Below are 16,350 nucleotides of genomic sequence, written 5' to 3' on the forward strand. Positions count from 1 at the left end.
ATCTATCAGCAGCAGGACGATTTTCGTTAGCGACGTTCGCTGCGCATGAAACGAGATGGAAACGGCTTGCTGGTGCATGATGGATGATATTGAAAACGCAAAGAAATTTTTCGCCGATAACCCCGATATCGAAATACTTGAAGCCTTCGTCATAGACGCGAACGGTGTGCCGCGCGGCAAGTGGATTCCGCGAGAAAGAGCGATCGACGTTCTTGAAAAGGGAATGGCTATCCCCCGCTCTGTCTATGCGCTGGATATATGGGGGCGGGATGTGCATGCCGCAGGTCTTGCGGAGGGCACGGGCGATCCCGATGGTTTTTGCTTCCCCGTTCCCGGCACGCTGTCGCGGGTTACATGGCTTGGCAGGCCGACAGCACAGGTTCTGCTGGCCATGAAAAATCCGGATGGGACCGGTTTTTATGGCGATCCGCGTCATGTTCTGGCGCAGGTTCTGGGCGCCTATAATAAGGTCGGTCTCACGCCCGTCGTGGCGACCGAACTCGAATTTTACCTGATCGATCCCGTCCGCTCTGCACTTGACCCGGTTCGTCCGCCGCATAGCCGCGAGGGCCGGTGGCATACGGGCCAGACACAGGTTCTGTCGATTTCCGAATTGCAGGATTTCGAGGATGTCTTCCATGACATTGCCACAGCCTGCCGGGCGCAGGGCGTTCTTGCCGATACGACGCTGCGTGAAAACGGCCCCGGGCAATATGAGATCAATCTCAACCATGTACCGGACGCCCTGCAGGCCGCTGATTTTGCCGTCTTCCTGAAGCGCATCGTCAAGGGCGTGGCGCGTCGGCACGAGCTCGACGCGACCTTCATGGCCAAGCCTTACGGTTTACAGGCCGGCAACGGCATGCATGTCCATTTTTCCGTTCTCGATAGGGACGGCAGGAACATCTATGCCGGGGAAAACGGCCCGTCGGATGCGCTGATGCATTCCGTTGGCGGCCTCTTGGAAAACATGGGGGAAAGCATGGCGATCTTCGCGCCCCATGCCAATTCCTATCGCCGCCTGACCCCCAGCGAACATGCGCCAACCTATGCCTCCTGGGGCATCGACAACCGCTCGGCGGCGGTGCGTGTTATCGTTGCCAGCAAGGCGGCGACGCGTATCGAACATCGCGTCGCCGGTGCCGATACCAATCCCTATCTCGTTGTCGCGATGATCCTGAGCGCCGCGCTTGCCGGCATGAAGGAGAAGCGTCAGCCCGGCGGTGCGATTGCCGGCGACAGCCACGCGATCAACCACGAGCCGCTGCCCACAAACTGGGACTATGCCCTGCAGCGCTTCACAAGATCGAGCTTTGCCTATGCGACACTCGGCCAGAAGTACCGGACGCTGTTTTCCGCCTGCAAACAGCAGGAGCTTTCCGAATTTTCCCTGCGTGTAACCGACGTCGAATATGACGCCTATATCAGGACGGTGTGAGATGGCTGAGGTAACGAATATTCCCAATCCTGGCCACACATCCTCCTGGTACGCGGCCTCCGCCAATGTCAAATCCGTGCGGCCCACACTTGAAGGGGCGCTGGAAGCGGATGTCTGCGTCATCGGCGGCGGCTTCACCGGCATTTCCGCAGCGCTGGAACTCAGTGAGCGCGGCTATTCGGTCATCGTTCTTGAAGGGGTGAGGATCGGCTTCGGCGCTTCGGGGCGCAACGGCGGTCAGATCGTCAACGGCTATAGCCGTGATCTCGAGACCATTGCGGGCCGTTATGGGCACGAAAAGGCGGTGAAGCTTGGAGAAATGTCGCTTGAGGGCGGCGCGATCATCCGCAGCCGTATAGCCAAATACGCCATCGACTGCGATCTGGTCGACGGCGGTTTCTTTGCCGCCTTTACGCCGAAACAGATCCGCGAAATGGAAGCTCACAAGGCCCATTGGGAAAAACACGGCCATGGCGGGCTCGAAATGGTCTCCAAGGCGGATGTCGGCCAGTATGTGAAGACGGACCGTTATGCCGGCGGTATGATCGACCGCCTCGGTGGCCACATCCACCCGCTCAATCTGGTGCAGGGGGAAGCGGCGGCGGCTGAAAGCCTCGGTGCTCGGATATTCGAAAATTCGCGGGTCATTGCGGTAGAGCAGGGGGAGAACCCCGTCGTGCGGACCGCGACGGGCAGTGTGAGGACGAAATATGTTCTCGTCTGCGGCAATGCCTATCTCGGCACATTGCTACCGGAAATCGGCGAGCGGATGATGCCCGTCTCAAGCCAGGTCATGGCGACGGAGCCGCTCGATGCCGACCTGATTGAGGAGCTTCTGCCCGCCGATTATTGCGTCGAGGATGCCAATTACATTCTCGATTATTACCGCCGCACCTCGGATAATCGCCTGCTCTATGGCGGCGGCATCGGTTATGGCGGCAGCGACCCTGCCGATCTGACGGGCGTGATCCGGCCGAACATGCTGAAGACCTTCCCGCAACTGGAAAAGACGAAGATCGACTTCGCCTGGAGCGGCAATTTCGCGCTGACCCTGACGCGCATCCCGCATATGGGCAGGCTCTCGGACAATATCTATTTTTCGCATGGCGACAGCGGCCATGGCGTCACGACCACGCATCTGCTTGGCAAGATATTGGGCGAGGCCGTTGCCGGTCACGCTGAACGTTTCGATATCTGGAGTTCGCTGCCGAACTATCCGTTCCCGGGCGGCAAGACGTTCCGCGTGCCGCTGACCGTGCTTGGTGCATGGTGGTACGGCATGCGCGACAGGCTCGGATTTTAGAACGTTACCGCCTTCAAACCGGAAAGTGCGTTTTTCGCAATATCCTCGGGTGTGGTGTCGATGCTGACGGTTACGACGCCCGGTTCGCCGGTCGGCACTTCCAGCGTGGCAAGCTGGGTCTGCAGCAGCGAAAGTGGCATGAAATGGCCTTTGCGTTCACCCATGCGCCGGCTGAGAAGTTCCAGGCTGCCATCCAGATAAACGAAGGCAAGCGGGCCGCCGGTAGCCTTGCGAAGCCGGTCGCGATAGATTTTCTTGAGCGCCGAGCAGGAAACGACGACACCGTTATTTTCGCTGCCCTTGCGCAGTTCCGCGCCGATCAGATCGAGCCAGGGCCAGCGATCTTCGTCAGTCAGGGGAATACCCTCGGACATTTTATCGACATTGGATTTAGGGTGAAGCTTGTCGCCCTCGATGAAGGCAATACCCAGTTTTTCCGCCAGTTCCTCTGCGACCGTGGACTTGCCAGAGCCGCTCACTCCCATCACGACAATTGCCTGTGTCACCCGAACCTCTGATATTTCTGTTTCGACGGTCAGCCCCTAACATGTGCGGCAGATATCGGGAATACAAAAATGCGGGGCTTGCCCATGTCAGTGCCCGGTTTTGCGGGCTGCGGCTTTTTCCAGCGCGGAAAAGCCGGTGTGAATCAGGATCGCCAGCGCCGCAACGATAAGCCCGCCCTGCAGAATGAAGGCGAGGTTGTTGGATTGCAGACCGGCAATGATCACTTCACCGAGCGTATGCGCCGCGACTGTCGAGCCGATGGTAGCGGTGGAAAGGCTGATGACCGCCGAAAGCCTGATGCCCGCCAGAATGGCCGGAAGGGCGAGCGGCAATTCCACTTTGACAAGCCGTTGCCAGCCGGTCATGCCGCTGCCTCTCGCGGCATCCATCACGGTGGCGGGCAGGGTGGTCAGCCCTGTCAGCGTATTTTCGAAAACTGGTAGCAACGCATAGAGAAACAGCGCAATGAGCGTGGGTTTTTCGCCAAAACCGATTATCGGTACGGCAAGCGCCAGCACCGCCACGGGGGGAAAAGTCTGGCCGATATTGACGATGCTGCGCGAGAGCGGCAGGAAATCCGTCCCGAATGGCCGGGTGACGAGAACCGCAAGCGCGCCCGCCGTCAATGTGGCGAGCCCGGTCGCAATCGCGACTGTGGTTAGATGTGACAGCGTCAGGGAAAACAGATTTGCCTGCGTGTAGATCGCCGGCGCATTGGCCTGCACGAGAGGGCGGAACAGTGGTGCGAAGACCTGCGGCACGGCAAGGAAGATTATCAGCGCCAGCGTCAGGAAACCGAGGGTAAACAAGGATAAGGCGTTTTTCATGGGGCTCCGGCGGCACGCTGGAGGAGAACGTCACGCCGCACCCGGCCAGCGGGTTGCCCGTTAGCCCTGATTACCGGCAAGGCATCGCAGCCCGCCCATAACATTGCCGACAGGGCGTCGCGCTGGCTCGTATGTTCGGTGAGCGGTTCGCCCTCGGCGCTGCCCGGCTCCACGATGTCTGCAACGGAGAGAACCGAAAGCAGTTTCAGCGCCCGTTCGTTTTCGCCGATCATGGTGCGGACAAAATCCGTCGCCGGTTTCAGCACGAGCTCGGCTGGCGGGCAGTCCTGCACGATGCGGCCCTTGTCCATCACGGCGATACGATCCGCCAGATGAAAAGCCTCGTCCATATCATGCGTGACGAGAACGACCGTCACACCGAGCTTCTTCTGGATATCGAGAAGATCGTTCTGGGCCTTGGCGCGGATCACCGGGTCCAAGGCGCCGAAGGGCTCGTCCATCAGAAGAATGTTGGGTTCTGCGGCCAGTGCACGCGCCACGCCGACGCGCTGCTGCTGGCCGCCTGAGAGTTCATGTGGGAAACGGTCGGCATAGAGCGCGGGGTCAAGCTGGAAGAGGTGCATCAGCGCATCGATCTTGGCCGCGATGCGCTTGCGGTCCCAGCCGATCAGCTGCGGCACGGTCGCGATATTTTCGGCGACCGTCCGGTGCGGAAACAGGCCATGGCCCTGAATGGCATAGCCTATCTGGCGGCGCAGTTTGAAGCCGGGTATCGCGCTGACATCCTCTCCGTCGATCCGGATCATGCCGGAAGTCGGTTCCACCAGCCGGTTTATCATGCGCAGCAGGGTAGTTTTTCCCGAACCCGAGGTGCCGACAATGACGGTGACGGTGCGCGGGGCTACTGTTAGCGATACCTGATCCACGACGGTCGTATCGCCATAACGTTTTGTGATGGTGTCGATCTCGATCATGCCTTTTGCCTTCCGCCTGCGCTGAAGAGATTGCTGTCGATGAGGGCGTCAAGTGTTATCGCGGCGGCAAAGCCGAGAACAACGGTGGGCACGGTACCAAGCAGCACAAGGTCCATCGCCGTCTGCCCGATGCCCTGAAACACGAAAACGCCAAAACCACCGCCGCCGATCAGGGCCGCGATCGTCGCCAGGCCGATATTCTGCACCAGCACGATGCGGATACCGGTGAGGATGACCGGCATGGCCAGCGGAAACTCCACCCGCAGCAGCCGTTGCACCGGTGTCATGCCAAGGCCGCGCGCCGCTTCCCGCACCGCCTGCGAAACGCCGGAAAGGCCGACCACCGTGTTGGAAACCACTGGCAGCAGCGAATAGAGAAACAGCGCCACGAAGGCGGGCGCCATGCCGATGCCGGCGATGCCGATCCTCGCTGCACCCGGGACCGTGGCCGCGATCCATCCGAGCGGTGCGATCAGCAAACCAAAAAGGGCGATGGAGGGGATGGTCTGGACGATATTGAGGGTGTTCAGCACCCCCGCGCGCAGCCGTTCGACCTTATAACAGAGGATGCCGAGCGGAATACCCGCGATGGTCGCCGCGATCAGCGAGCCGATGGCAAGCTCCACGTGCCGCAGGGCCTCGGTCCAGAATATATCGGCCCGGCCGGTATATTCCTTGATGATGGAGAGATCGTTCCAGAGGCCGCTTGCCAGCACCGCCGCAAGCGCGGCCACGGCCACCAGCAACAGTAAAATCCGAACGGCGGGCTTCGGCTGGAGACGCGCAATACAATCCGTGGCGAGCAGAGCCAGTCCGGCAAATATCAGCCAGAAACCGCTGGCGGGCGAAACGCGGGCAAAGCCATTGCCCTCCGGCGTGAGGAAAGACGCCGCCTGGCCGACAAAAACCGCCAGTGCCGCAAGGCCGGCCAGCGCGACCGCGAGCTTCAGTCGCGTGGGAAAGCGGAAAAATGCGATGAAAGCCACAATGAGAATGATGGCGGTAAGAGCGGCGAAAGCCGCAGCCGGAAGGGCTTCAAAAACCGCTCGTGTCTCACCCTGAACAATCCTGTTCGCACGGAATGTCATGAAGGGTGATGCAAAAAGCGCATAAAGCAGCAGGCACGAAATCAGTATGCCCACCTTGTCAGGCCATTTCGTCAAATCCAGCTCCCCTCCCTTGGGTTAGGGCGGGACCAGAAGACGCTTCCGTTCCCGCAGCCCGCTGCAGCGCTGCGAGTGTTACTTGACGAAACCGTTCCTGGTCAGAAAGTCGAGCGCCACGGTCTTGGCCTGTTCGCCGCCCACCTGCACGCGGGCGTTCAAATCCTGCAGCGTTGCCAGATCGAGCTTTTCGAACACCGGTTTCAGCAGTTCCTCAATATTCGGGTGCTTTTTGAGAACCTCTTCGCGAATGATCGGTGCAGGCTGATAGACCGGCTGCACATGCTTGTCGTCCTCCAGCACCACAAGCCCGGAGGGGGCGATGCCGCCATCCGTGCCATAGACCATGGCTGCATTGGCGTTGTTCGTCTGGTTGGCGGCGGCGGCGATCGTGGCCGCGGTGTCGCCGCCGGAAAGCGTGATCAGCTGGTCAGGCTTCATGGTGAAGCCATAGGTGGTCTGAAATGCAGGCAGCGCAGCGGCGGAATTGACGAATTCGGAAGAAGCGGCAAGGACGACCTCGCCGCCGCCGGCAACATATTTGCCGAAGTCGGAAAGCGTCTTCAGATTGTTTTTGTCGGCGACATCCTTGCGCAGCGCAATTGCCCAGGTGTTGTTGGCCGGAGATGGTGTCAACCAGACGATCTTGTTGGCATCGTAATCGAGCGTTTTGGCCTCTTCATAACCCTTGACGGCATCTTTCCAGAGCGGATCGTCTGCCTTGGAAAAAAAGAAGGCGGCGTTGCCGGTATATTCCGGATAGATGTCGATTTCGCCCGCGGTGATCGCTTTTCGTACAACCGGTGTGGCGCCAAGCTGGATGCGATCTGTCGTTTCGATCTTGTTCTCGTTCAGGACAGCGAGAATGATATTGCCGAGAACGCCGCCCTCCGTGTCGATCTTAGACGACACCACCACCTGCGCCTGAGCAATGGAAACAGAAAGGGCAAGCGCAAGTCCGGCGCCCGTCAACGTCATCAAGCGGTTCATGAATGTTCCTCCGGTGGGTCAGACTGCCTAACAGGCGAAAGATCGCCGCCGCAATTGCGGCGGAGTATCAACGACCGGAAAGAAAAAAGGTTGCACGCCATTCGCATTTTCGCGTCGATGGCTTCTGTCGGCGCCGATGGTCGTTTTCGTCAGGCTTCGTCGTCCCGCTTGCGCGCATCCTTGCCCATGACGAGCGGCATGAGAACGGAGAGGAAGAGAAGCCTGATGACGTGGTGGGAGCCGACATAGGCGGTATCCGCGTGCATCATCACTGCCATCGCCGCCATGGTTTCCAGGCCACCCGGTGAATAGGCGATCATGACGGCATTGAGCGGGACGCCGGTCACGCCAGAAATCATCCAGGCAATGCTGCCGGCGATCAGCATCACGGCGATGGTGACGACGAAACCCGCCAGAAAACCTTTCCGCACGTCCATCAGCGAGACATTCGAAAAGCGTGTGCCGATAAGGCAGCCGATAAGCACGTAAACCGGCAGGCTGAGCCAGGTGGGAACGCCACCCTCGGTAAGGCCGGTAATGTGGGTGCTGATGGAAATGGCGACGCCGCCGAGCAGCAGAGCGGCCGGAAACTTCCAGCGCAGGAAAAGCCAGCCGGTCAGAAGCGAGGCGCCGATGGTCAGCGCCAGCGTGAACAGGCCCATTGGCGCGTTGGCGACAAGCGGTTCCGTGCTGACGAGATCGAAATATTCGACGATCAGCGGCACGGAAAGCGTCAGCGCCAGAACCCGCACACTTTGCACGATGCTGACGGTTGCAAGGTCGCTTTTCGTCTCGGCGCCAAGGCTGATGATATAGCTGAGATGACCGGGAGAGGCGCCCAGCATCGCCGTTGTCCGGTCGTAACCGAAACCGTAATGCAGGATCCAGTAAGCGACATAGAGCATGATGACGACAGCGACGAGCACGACGATGAAGCTCACGGGCCAGGTTTTTGCGGCGTCAATCACGGAGGGCGTCACGCTCGTTCCCATCGAAATGCCGACGACGACGAAACAGGCATTGCGGATGAAAGCGGGAACACCAAGCCTTATGCCGGCCAGCCCCGTGATCGTCACCGCAAGCGCCGGGCCGGACAGAAAAGGGGCCGGAATATCGATGAGGCTGGCGAGCAGCGCACCTATGCTGCCGATGAGCGCGGTAAGCGCAAATGTATGGAATTCAGGCTTGATGATCATTGCGACGCTGATTGTTTGCTTGAAAAAGCTCGCGACCAAATGCGCCGCTTCCGTTCGCGACGTCAACACGCGGGATCAAAAATATTATATTTCACGCGTCTTCTTCAAAAGAAAAGCTCGTGACCTGAAGGACACGGGCTGTGACAATTGCCGAGGAGGAAATGGGATGATCAGGCAGCCGGAAGGGCAGCGACCTTCGGCATTTCAGTGTCCAGGCCAAGCAGGAAGTTGATCTGCGGCCGCGCCTTGACGAGATCGTCGATCGAGTATTCCGCCAGAACGTCAAAAAACGCATTGAGCGCCTTGCGAAGCGCCGAGTTGAGGCCGCAGCTGTCCACAAGCGGACATTCCACAGCGCCATCCTCGAAGCATTCGGCCATGGCGAAGCTGTCTTCAGTCACTCTCACCACGTCGAACAGGCTGATTTTTTCAGCGGGTTTGCCAAGACGCACGCCGCCGTTACGGCCACGCACGGTTTCCACCAGGCCCGCCTTGTTGAGCGGCTGCAGGATTTTGAACAGGAACAGCTCCGAAACGCCATAGGCCCTGGCTATCTCAGGAATGCGGCTCAGATGGCCTTCATTGGCGGCGCAATACATCAACATGCGAACGGCATAGTTGGTCTGTTTGGTCAAGCGCATGCTGGTCTCCTAACTCTCAATGTGGAGTTATATAGTCTCTTTTTCAGTTTAGAACAATTCCAGAAACTGAAAAAACTGGCACCCATCAGATATTTCTTAAACAGCCGTGTTGACCGTTCTGATGATTCATGAACAAACAAGTCAAGAATCGGAATGTAATGGAGGCATTCATAATGGCAAGCTTGAAATCATACTTTTCCGCTGCCGTTTTTTCAGGGCTGACGATCCTTTCCTTCGCGCCCGCCGTCCTGGCAGAGGGGGAGGTTAACGTCTATTCCTATCGCCAGCCTGAATTGATCCAGCCGCTGCTCGATGCCTTCACCAAGGAGACCGGCATAGAGGCGAATGTACTTTTCCTCGACAAGGGACTGGTCGAACGCATCCAGGCCGAGGGTGTCAATTCACCTGCGGATGTGCTGCTGACGGTGGATATTGCCCGCCTCGTCGAGGCGAAGGAAGGCAAGGTTACCCAGCCGGTTCTGGGCGATACCGTCATCGAAAAGGATATCCCCGCCAACCTGCGTGATCCCGAGGGCGAATGGTTTGGTCTCACGACGCGCGGTCGGGTTGTCTACGCTTCGAAGGAGCGGGTGACACAGAAGGACATTACCTATGAGGAGCTTGCTGATTCCAAGTGGAAGGGCAAGATCTGCATTCGCGATGGCCAGCATTCCTACAATATCGCGTTGATCGCCTCGATGATCGCCCATCACGGCGTCGATTATACCCGCACGTGGCTGACGGGTCTGAAAAACAATCTCGCCCGCAAGCCTGACGGAACAGACCGCAGCCAGGCGAAATCGATCTTTTCCGGCGAGTGCGATATCGCGCTTGGCAATACCTATTATGTCGGCCTGATGTTGACCAATGATCGCGAGCCGGAAGAAAAGGAATGGGCGGGATCGGTGCGGGTGATCTTCCCCAATGCGGGCGACCGTGGCACACATGTGAATATCTCCGGCATGGCGCTTACGAAATATGCACCGAACAAGGACAATGCACTGAAGCTCATGGAGTTCCTGGCATCGCGCGAGGCGCAGGAAATCTACGCCAAGCAGGTCTTCGAATATCCGGTGCTGCCCGGTGCCGAGCCTTCCGACGTGGTGAAGGGTTTCGGTCCCATCCATCCGGACAAGCTGCCGCTGACGGACATCGCCGCCCATCGCAAGCAGGCATCCGAACTGGTGGATGAAGTGGGTTTCAACGACGGCCCGACCAACTGAAGCCGTTTTCCGTATACCGGCGGGTCAGTTACCCGCCGGCTTGTTGTCCAGTGAAGCGTTGTAGTCGAGGATAGCCTTGCGCCTTTCCGGCGTTCCGGGATGGGTGGAGACAATGCTGGTGCCGCCCTTGTCGCCCAGTTTTTCTTCCAGCAGCGCGAAGAAGCGTTCGATGGCAGTGGGGTCAAGCCCTGCCTTGCGCATCAGTTCCACGGAGCGCTGATCCGCCTGCCGCTCGGCATCGCGCGAATGCGATAGCGCCAGAAGGCCGCCGCCCTGTGTAAGAATATCTTCCATGGCCGAGCCGACATCGCCGGCAATCAGCATGACAAGACCGGCAACCCCGGCGGCGCGGTATAGCTGCCGCAGGCTGTGCTCATGTTCCACATGGCCGATTTCATGGGCGAGAACCCCGGTGATCATCTGCCTGTCGCCGCCCGCCAGCTCCACCAGCTCGTCCGTCAGCACCAATGTCCCGTCCGGCAGTGCGAAGGCATTGGGGCCGATATAACCACCCTTGCGGAAATTCAGCTTGTAGTCCTCGGGCGAACCTTCCGCATGGGCGGCGATCCGCGCAAACTCTGCGCGGATGGCGTCCTGCTCTTCCTGCGGTAGTTCGCTCGGAGAGAAGACCGTCTGGTCGAAGGCCTGCATGGTACTGGCCGACATGACCTGCGGAACGATCGGCGGGGTCACCGCGACCGCCAGTTCCACGAGCGCGGGAAGCGCCAGCCTGTAGGTGCCGTAAGCCAGAAGAACGGCTGCGGCGGTGATGCCGATCAGCCGCGGACGAAACTGCTCCAGCCAGTGCACGAAGCCGGCGCGTTTGGTAATGTGCTGGCCAAGCAGACGGTCCACACCGTCATTGTCGCGCGTTTCGAACAGCGACCCATCGGGAAAATGCAACTCCCGGGGGATGGCGCCGACCCGGTGGCTGATCTCCACCGTTTTTATCTCGGCCTGGGTTCTGACATGATCGTCCTTCGCATCGAGCACGAGAAGGACCGTGCCGCCAAGCTTCAACCTGGCGGCGCTGGAAAGATTGGAGCGAGCGGCATGCCACTCGCCCGAAACGGTTTCTCCGGTGTCAGAAACCAAATTCGAAACCTTCCATATCCATATATTCGGCGCTGACGGCAGCGCCCGTCGCCTCCATCGAGGAGAGGACCTCGCCCACATCGCCGTTGAAACGGATTGCCGTACGCTCGACGGTGTAACGCGCTTCACGCACCGCCGCCCATGGCCGCATCAGGCCAAACGTGAAAACGGTGACGATCAGGTTGGAGATGACGATCCAGAGATAGCGGCCGCGATGCAGGTCGCTGTGCAGGTCATGCTTTCCGTCCAGCAGCATGGAGGAAATGACGACATTGCGAACGCCGGTGCGATAAATCACGCCGGCGAGGCCATAGACCAGAAATGCGCCGAAAACACCCACATAGAGCGATGCGAGCGCTGTAGCCATGGCGGCAGTCTCGTCCTCGAGCATCGCACTGTTTGCTGCAAGGGCCGCAAGGCCGAAGAAGCCGACCACGATGCCGCCGATCACCACCATGATCGCGGGAATGATCCAGACCCGGTAGAGCTTGCCAATCTTGGGGTCGGCGCTGAAGGGGCGGTCGCCATAGCGCAGGTTGCCGAAAATATAGCGGTTTGCCCAGCGGCTGGACAGCGGCGCCAGAATGCCGAAGGAGAAGAACGCAACGAGGCTGCCGAGCAGGATGGAGACAAAAGCGCCCCATGCCGTGCCGACAAAATCAAAACGCACATTGCGATAGCTTGTCACCCGCGCATTGAAACGAATGCTGCGCGTGATCAGCCATGGAAAGAAGATCATCAGCAGGATTGCCGGCACGAAGACCAGGAACGGATGGATAAGGCCGACGAGCTGCGAGATGACGATGAAGGCAAAGGCGATCAGGCGGCCCTTGAAGATTTGCCCGCCGGTGGCGTGGTAACCGAAAGCGCGGCCGGCCAGCATGGTGTTGCCGTTGAAATAACGCTTGCGGCGCACCTTCGCCCAGGCGGAATAAATGCCGATGGTGATGATCGTCAGGAGAATATTGACGATCCAGATTCCGAAATATTCCTTGGCATTTCCGCTGAACGAGCCGCGTTCGATTGCGCGCTGATCCACGCTGACAGAGATGTCACTCATAATGGTCCCTCATGGCATGCCCCTCTCCGGGCAGATTGAGCTGCAGGCTTCCCCGTTATCATCTGCTTGGCAACGTCCCCACGCCGCAACGGCTGTCTTACGACATAACATCTTTAAGTGGAAATATTTTGAAGGAAAAACTTGATGATTTTGGTTTTCTTTTAATCAAAAAAGCCCCGCTGCAAAAACAGCGGGGCTTTTTTCCGATTGCCGGATTTTCGGCTTATTTCATCGTCGGCATGACGAATTCGGCACCCGACTTGATGCCCGACGGCCAGCGTGAGGTGATCGTCTTGGTCTTCGTCCAGAACTTGATCGAATCCGTGCCGTGCTGGTTGAGATCGCCGAAACTCGAAGCCTTCCAGCCGCCGAAGGAATGGTAGGCGAGCGGAACCGGGATCGGAACGTTGATGCCGATCATGCCGATGTTGATGCGGCTTGCGAAGTCGCGGGCAGCGTCGCCGTCACGGGTGTAGATCGCAACGCCGTTGCCATATTCATGCTTCATCGGCAGTTCGAGCGCATCTTCGTAATTCTTGGCGCGAACGACGGACAGAACCGGTCCGAAGATTTCCGTCTTGTAGATGTCCATGTCAGGGGTGACGTGGTCAAACAGGCAGCCGCCGACGAAATAGCCGTCTTCATAGCCCTGCAGCTTGAAGTCGCGGCCATCAACCAGCAGCTTCGCACCCTGTTCAACGCCGCTGTTGATCAGTCCCTTGACGCGCGTCTGCGCCTCCTTGGTAACGAGCGGGCCCATATCGGCCTTGTCGTCGGTGTAGGGGCCGATCCTCAGGCTTTCGATCTGCGGAATGAGCTTTTCAACGAGACGGTTTGCCGTTTCTTCGCCAACCGGAACCGCAACGGAAACGGCCATGCAGCGTTCGCCGGCCGAGCCGTAACCCGCGCCCATCAGTGCGTTTACTGCCTGATCGAGATCGGCATCCGGCATGATGATCATGTGGTTCTTCGCGCCGCCGAAGCACTGGGCGCGCTTGCCGTTCATGGCGGCGGTGCCGTAGACGTAGCGGGCGATCGGCGTCGAACCGACGAAGGATACCGCGCCGATGTCAGGATCGGTCAGGATGGCGTCGACGGCGCCCTTGTCACCATTGACGACGTTGAGAATGCCGGCCGGAAGACCGGCTTCGATCATCAGTTCGGCAAGGCGGATCGGCAGGGACGGATCGCGTTCGGAAGGCTTGAGGATGAAGGCGTTGCCGCAGGCGATCGCCGGGGCAAACATCCACATCGGGATCATGCCGGGGAAGTTGAAGGGCGTGATGCCTGCGCCGATGCCAACCGGCTGGCGGATCGAATACATGTCGATGGCCGGGCCCGCGCCCTCGGTGAATTCACCCTTCTGCAGATGCGGAATGCCGCAGACGAATTCGCAGACTTCGAGGCCGCGGATGATATCGCCCTTGGAATCTTCGACGGTCTTGCCGTGTTCGCTGGAAAGCAGCACCGCCAGTTCGTTGATGTCGCGGTTCAGAAGTTCGACGAACTTGAAGAAAACGCGGGCGCGGCGCTGCGGGTTGGTAGCGGCCCACTTGGGTTGCGCAGCCTTGGCGCTTTCCACGGCGGCGCGCAGCTCGGCTTCGCTCGCAAGTGCGACAGTCGCCTGCACTTCGCCCGTGGCCGGGTTGTAGACATTGGATGTGCGGCCGCTGGTGCCGGGCACATGCTTGCCGTTAATGAAATGACCGATTTCCTTCATGGGTTTTCCTCCAGAATGTGATGGCGCAGCATTACCTTTCGATTTGCACAAATCAATCGCCTGAAATAAGCATCAATTGTGCAAAAACGCACATAAGGAGGGCGCCGTGAACTGGGATGATGTGCGTTTGTTTCTAAGCGTGGCGCGAAGCGGACAGTTTCTTTCCGCCGCCAGAAAGCTCGGCGTCAACCACGCCACCCTCAGCCGGCGAATTTCAGCACTTGAAGCGGCGATCGGCACGCAACTCTTTCTGCGAAGCACCAATGGCTGCGAGTTGACGGAGGAGGGACAGCGTCTTCTTGCCGGGGCGGAGCGCATGGAAACCGAAATGCTGAATGCACAGGCCAATCTCGGTCGTGTTGATACGGCAGTGGCGGGAACGGTGCGCATCGGCGCGCCTGATGGCCTCGGTGTTTCCTTCCTCGCCCCGCGACTTGGCCGGCTGACGGCGCGTTATCCCGATCTGAAAATCCAGCTCGTGCCGGTGCCGCGCTCTTTCTCCCTGTCACAGCGTGAGGCCGATATCGCCATCACCATCGAAAGACCAGAGCAGGGCAGGCTGATGTTTTCAAAGCTCACCGATTATTCGCTGGGTCTCTACGCCTCGGCGGATTATCTGGCCGAATATGGAACGCCTGCGGATATTGAAGCGCTGAAGCGCCACCGGCGGATCGGTTATGTGGAAGACCTCATCTTCTCGCCTTCGCTGAATTTTACCGGCGAGATCATGCGTGACTGGGATGCCGCCTTTGAAATCTCGAGCGCTACCGGCCAGACCGAGGCGGTACGTTCAGGTGCGGGTATCGGCATCCTGCATAATTATATCGCCGGGCAATATCCCGAGCTTCTGCGGATCATGCCCCATCTTACCATCAGCCGATCCTACTGGACGGCCTATCACGAATCCGCCCGTCAACTGGTCCGGGTCCGAACGGTGGTCGATTTTCTCCAGGAACTCGTGGCCGAAGAGCGACGCATCTTCACCTGATATCTGCGTGCCAATATATTAGTACTATTAATTGCACGGGACCAGCCGTTCGGGGCTTGACAAAGGATGGCTGGTTGGACGACCAATGCAACCATTGGGAGATCGGAACTGACATGTCGACTATGATACGAAAGCTTTCGCCGACGGGCCTCGGCGTGGCCGTCATGCTGCTTGGAATGCTGCTTTTCGCGTTGAACGACGCCATGGGAAAATGGCTCGTCTCTACCTATAGCCAGGGTCAGGTGATCCTCATCCGTAGCGCCGCAGCGCTTGTCATCCTTGTTCCCGTCGTCTGGAGAGCCGGTCTTTCCGGCCTCGTGAAAATCGAGCGGCCTGGCCTTCAGGTGGCGCGTGTCTTCTTCTCCACCGCAGAGCTTTTCTGTTTCTATTTCGCGGTCGCGTCTCTTCCGCTGGCCGACGTCATGACCTATTGGCTCGCGGCTCCGATTTACGTGGCGGCGCTCTCGCCGTTTCTGCTCGGAGAAAAGGTCGGCTGGCGTCGCTGGACGGCAATCGCCATCGGTTTTGTCGGTGTTCTCATCGCGCTCAAACCCAGCTCGGCAAGCCTCACCTCCGCTGCGCTCTTTTCCATCCTCGGCAGCGCCGCCTTCGCCTTCATGATGTTGTCCGGTCGCCAGCTGCGCAATACGCCGGATACGGTGCTCGCCTTCTGGCAGATCATTGGTGCGGCACTTGCGGGCGTTGTCGCGGTGTTCCTCACGCCATCGGGCTGGCTGCCGGTTCAGTCCAGTTTCGATCTGGCCTTCCTCGGCCTGCTCGGCGTCGTCGCCATGGCGGCGCATGTGCTGGTCAACCGGGCGCTTAAACTTGCCGATGCCGCCACCGTCGCGCCCCTGCAATATACTCTGCTGCTCTGGGCGGTGATTTTCGGCTGGCTGTTCTTCGGTGATGTGCCGCAGACGAGTATCGTCGTCGGCGCGGGCCTGATCGTTCTTTCCGGTCTTTACATCTTCTTTCGCGAAAATACGCTCAAGCGCCGCCTTGAAACCGCCGAAAGACTGGCTGCGGAGCAGGTTTGATCTTTGGTCACAATCACGGGACTTGACGAAGGCGTGATCTTCAGGGAGTAAGAAGGGGCCCTGCGATGATTTGTCTCGCAAGGGCAGAGGAAACAAAGGTGCCGGGCCCCTCTGGCGAGAGTTTTACGGCGCTCTCGTGATGTCGGTACCGCCTGCAAAAATTGGCCGGCGGATTAAAAACTATGAAAAACCTGAATGTGCTTCGCGCGCGTGCTCTCCGCGTG

General features: G+C 59.0%; 15 protein-coding genes. 5 read left to right on the plus strand and 10 right to left on the minus strand.

Annotated elements, in window-relative coordinates:
- The first annotated feature begins 76 nt into the window (after positions 1 to 76).
- Both WDZ78_RS13945 and WDZ78_RS13950 read left to right on the plus strand, forming a co-directional pair.
- Positions 77 to 1,438, plus strand: coding sequence for a glutamine synthetase family protein (locus tag WDZ78_RS13945; protein WP_026363826.1), 1,362 nt, complete (start codon positions 77 to 79; stop codon positions 1,436 to 1,438).
- A 1-nt stretch (position 1,439) separates the two neighbouring features.
- Positions 1,440 to 2,741, plus strand: coding sequence for an NAD(P)/FAD-dependent oxidoreductase (locus tag WDZ78_RS13950; protein ID WP_425673352.1), 1,302 nt, complete (start codon positions 1,440 to 1,442; stop codon positions 2,739 to 2,741).
- Here WDZ78_RS13950 and WDZ78_RS13955 read toward each other — a convergent pair.
- From WDZ78_RS13955 to rirA, 7 genes are all read right to left on the minus strand, one after another.
- Positions 2,738 to 3,226: a gluconokinase gene (locus tag WDZ78_RS13955; protein ID WP_003507357.1), complete on the minus strand. Its 489-nt coding sequence runs from the start codon at positions 3,224 to 3,226 to the stop codon at positions 2,738 to 2,740. The genes WDZ78_RS13950 and WDZ78_RS13955 overlap by 4 nt on opposite strands.
- Before the next feature lie 108 nt (positions 3,227 to 3,334).
- Positions 3,335 to 4,075 carry an ABC transporter permease gene (locus tag WDZ78_RS13960; RefSeq protein WP_087743196.1) on the minus strand — a complete coding sequence of 247 codons (741 nt, stop codon included), beginning with the start codon at positions 4,073 to 4,075 and terminating at the stop codon, positions 3,335 to 3,337.
- Complete coding sequence (locus WDZ78_RS13965) at positions 4,072 to 5,010, minus strand: ABC transporter ATP-binding protein (RefSeq protein ID WP_060727101.1); 939 nt, start codon at positions 5,008 to 5,010, stop codon at positions 4,072 to 4,074. The genes WDZ78_RS13960 and WDZ78_RS13965 overlap by 4 nt, the downstream gene beginning before the upstream one ends.
- Positions 5,007 to 6,173: an ABC transporter permease gene (locus WDZ78_RS13970; protein WP_425673353.1), complete on the minus strand. Its 1,167-nt coding sequence runs from the start codon at positions 6,171 to 6,173 to the stop codon at positions 5,007 to 5,009. The genes WDZ78_RS13965 and WDZ78_RS13970 overlap by 4 nt, the downstream gene beginning before the upstream one ends.
- Positions 6,174 to 6,251: 78 nt before the next feature.
- A complete protein-coding gene (gene osmF / locus WDZ78_RS13975) occupies positions 6,252 to 7,163 on the minus strand; it encodes a glycine betaine ABC transporter substrate-binding protein OsmF (protein WP_425673354.1) in 912 nt (303 codons plus the stop codon).
- A 149-nt stretch (positions 7,164 to 7,312) separates the two neighbouring features.
- Positions 7,313 to 8,359 carry an AbrB family transcriptional regulator gene (locus WDZ78_RS13980; protein WP_425673355.1) on the minus strand — a complete coding sequence of 349 codons (1,047 nt, stop codon included), beginning with the start codon at positions 8,357 to 8,359 and terminating at the stop codon, positions 7,313 to 7,315.
- Between the two features lie 170 nt (positions 8,360 to 8,529).
- On the minus strand, positions 8,530 to 9,000 hold the full coding sequence (gene rirA, locus WDZ78_RS13985) for an iron-responsive transcriptional regulator RirA (RefSeq protein WP_003507367.1): 471 nt from the start codon (positions 8,998 to 9,000) through the stop codon (positions 8,530 to 8,532).
- Positions 9,001 to 9,173: 173 nt separating this feature from the next.
- Here rirA and WDZ78_RS13990 point away from each other — a divergent pair, with 173 nt between their 5' ends.
- On the plus strand, positions 9,174 to 10,223 hold the full coding sequence (locus WDZ78_RS13990; protein WP_425673356.1) for a Fe(3+) ABC transporter substrate-binding protein: 1,050 nt from the start codon (positions 9,174 to 9,176) through the stop codon (positions 10,221 to 10,223).
- A gap of 24 nt (positions 10,224 to 10,247) precedes the next feature.
- Here WDZ78_RS13990 and WDZ78_RS13995 read toward each other — a convergent pair whose 3' ends face one another.
- From WDZ78_RS13995 to WDZ78_RS14005, 3 genes are all read right to left on the minus strand, one after another.
- A complete protein-coding gene (locus WDZ78_RS13995; protein ID WP_020011181.1) occupies positions 10,248 to 11,318 on the minus strand; it encodes a M48 family metallopeptidase in 1,071 nt (356 codons plus the stop codon).
- Complete coding sequence (locus WDZ78_RS14000; RefSeq protein ID WP_425673357.1) at positions 11,308 to 12,378, minus strand: YjgN family protein; 1,071 nt, start codon at positions 12,376 to 12,378, stop codon at positions 11,308 to 11,310. Before WDZ78_RS14000 ends, WDZ78_RS13995 begins: the two co-directional genes overlap by 11 nt.
- Before the next feature lie 223 nt (positions 12,379 to 12,601).
- The gene (locus WDZ78_RS14005) at positions 12,602 to 14,098 is read right to left on the minus strand and encodes a CoA-acylating methylmalonate-semialdehyde dehydrogenase (protein WP_425673358.1); all 1,497 of its coding nucleotides are present in this window, start codon (positions 14,096 to 14,098) and stop codon (positions 12,602 to 12,604) included.
- Positions 14,099 to 14,204: 106 nt separating this feature from the next.
- On the opposite strand from WDZ78_RS14005, the gene WDZ78_RS14010 reads away from it, so the two are divergent.
- Both WDZ78_RS14010 and WDZ78_RS14015 read left to right on the plus strand, forming a co-directional pair.
- Positions 14,205 to 15,086, plus strand: a complete 882-nt coding sequence (locus WDZ78_RS14010) for a LysR family transcriptional regulator (protein ID WP_026363820.1) — start codon at positions 14,205 to 14,207, stop codon at positions 15,084 to 15,086.
- Positions 15,087 to 15,199: 113 nt separating this feature from the next.
- Positions 15,200 to 16,126 (plus strand): DMT family transporter, encoded by a 927-nt coding sequence (locus tag WDZ78_RS14015; RefSeq protein ID WP_425673359.1) that lies wholly within the window; start codon positions 15,200 to 15,202, stop codon positions 16,124 to 16,126.
- Positions 16,127 to 16,350 lie beyond the last annotated feature (224 nt).

The sequence above is a fragment of the Agrobacterium sp. M50-1 genome, from assembly GCF_049843495.1.
Taxonomy (GTDB): Bacteria; Pseudomonadota; Alphaproteobacteria; order Rhizobiales; family Rhizobiaceae; genus Agrobacterium; species Agrobacterium radiobacter.

What these genes read in the sequence shown, in the direction of transcription:
- WDZ78_RS13960 (WP_087743196.1), bottom strand. Translation starts at nt 4,075, where the DNA reads ATGAAAAACGCCTTATCCTTGTTTACCCTCGGTTTCCTGACGCTGGCG.
- WDZ78_RS13965 (WP_060727101.1), bottom strand. Translation starts at nt 5,010, where the DNA reads ATGATCGAGATCGACACCATCACAAAACGTTATGGCGATACGACCGTC.
- WDZ78_RS13950 (WP_425673352.1), top strand. Translation starts at nt 1,440, where the DNA reads ATGGCTGAGGTAACGAATATTCCCAATCCTGGCCACACATCCTCCTGG.
- osmF (WP_425673354.1), bottom strand. Translation starts at nt 7,163, where the DNA reads ATGAACCGCTTGATGACGTTGACGGGCGCCGGACTTGCGCTTGCCCTT.
- WDZ78_RS14005 (WP_425673358.1), bottom strand. Translation starts at nt 14,098, where the DNA reads ATGAAGGAAATCGGTCATTTCATTAACGGCAAGCATGTGCCCGGCACC.
- WDZ78_RS13990 (WP_425673356.1), top strand. Translation starts at nt 9,174, where the DNA reads ATGGCAAGCTTGAAATCATACTTTTCCGCTGCCGTTTTTTCAGGGCTG.
- WDZ78_RS14015 (WP_425673359.1), top strand. Translation starts at nt 15,200, where the DNA reads ATGTCGACTATGATACGAAAGCTTTCGCCGACGGGCCTCGGCGTGGCC.
- WDZ78_RS13980 (WP_425673355.1), bottom strand. Translation starts at nt 8,359, where the DNA reads ATGATCATCAAGCCTGAATTCCATACATTTGCGCTTACCGCGCTCATC.
- rirA (WP_003507367.1), bottom strand. Translation starts at nt 9,000, where the DNA reads ATGCGCTTGACCAAACAGACCAACTATGCCGTTCGCATGTTGATGTAT.
- WDZ78_RS14000 (WP_425673357.1), bottom strand. Translation starts at nt 12,378, where the DNA reads ATGAGTGACATCTCTGTCAGCGTGGATCAGCGCGCAATCGAACGCGGC.
- WDZ78_RS13945 (WP_026363826.1), top strand. Translation starts at nt 77, where the DNA reads ATGATGGATGATATTGAAAACGCAAAGAAATTTTTCGCCGATAACCCC.
- WDZ78_RS13955 (WP_003507357.1), bottom strand. Translation starts at nt 3,226, where the DNA reads ATGGGAGTGAGCGGCTCTGGCAAGTCCACGGTCGCAGAGGAACTGGCG.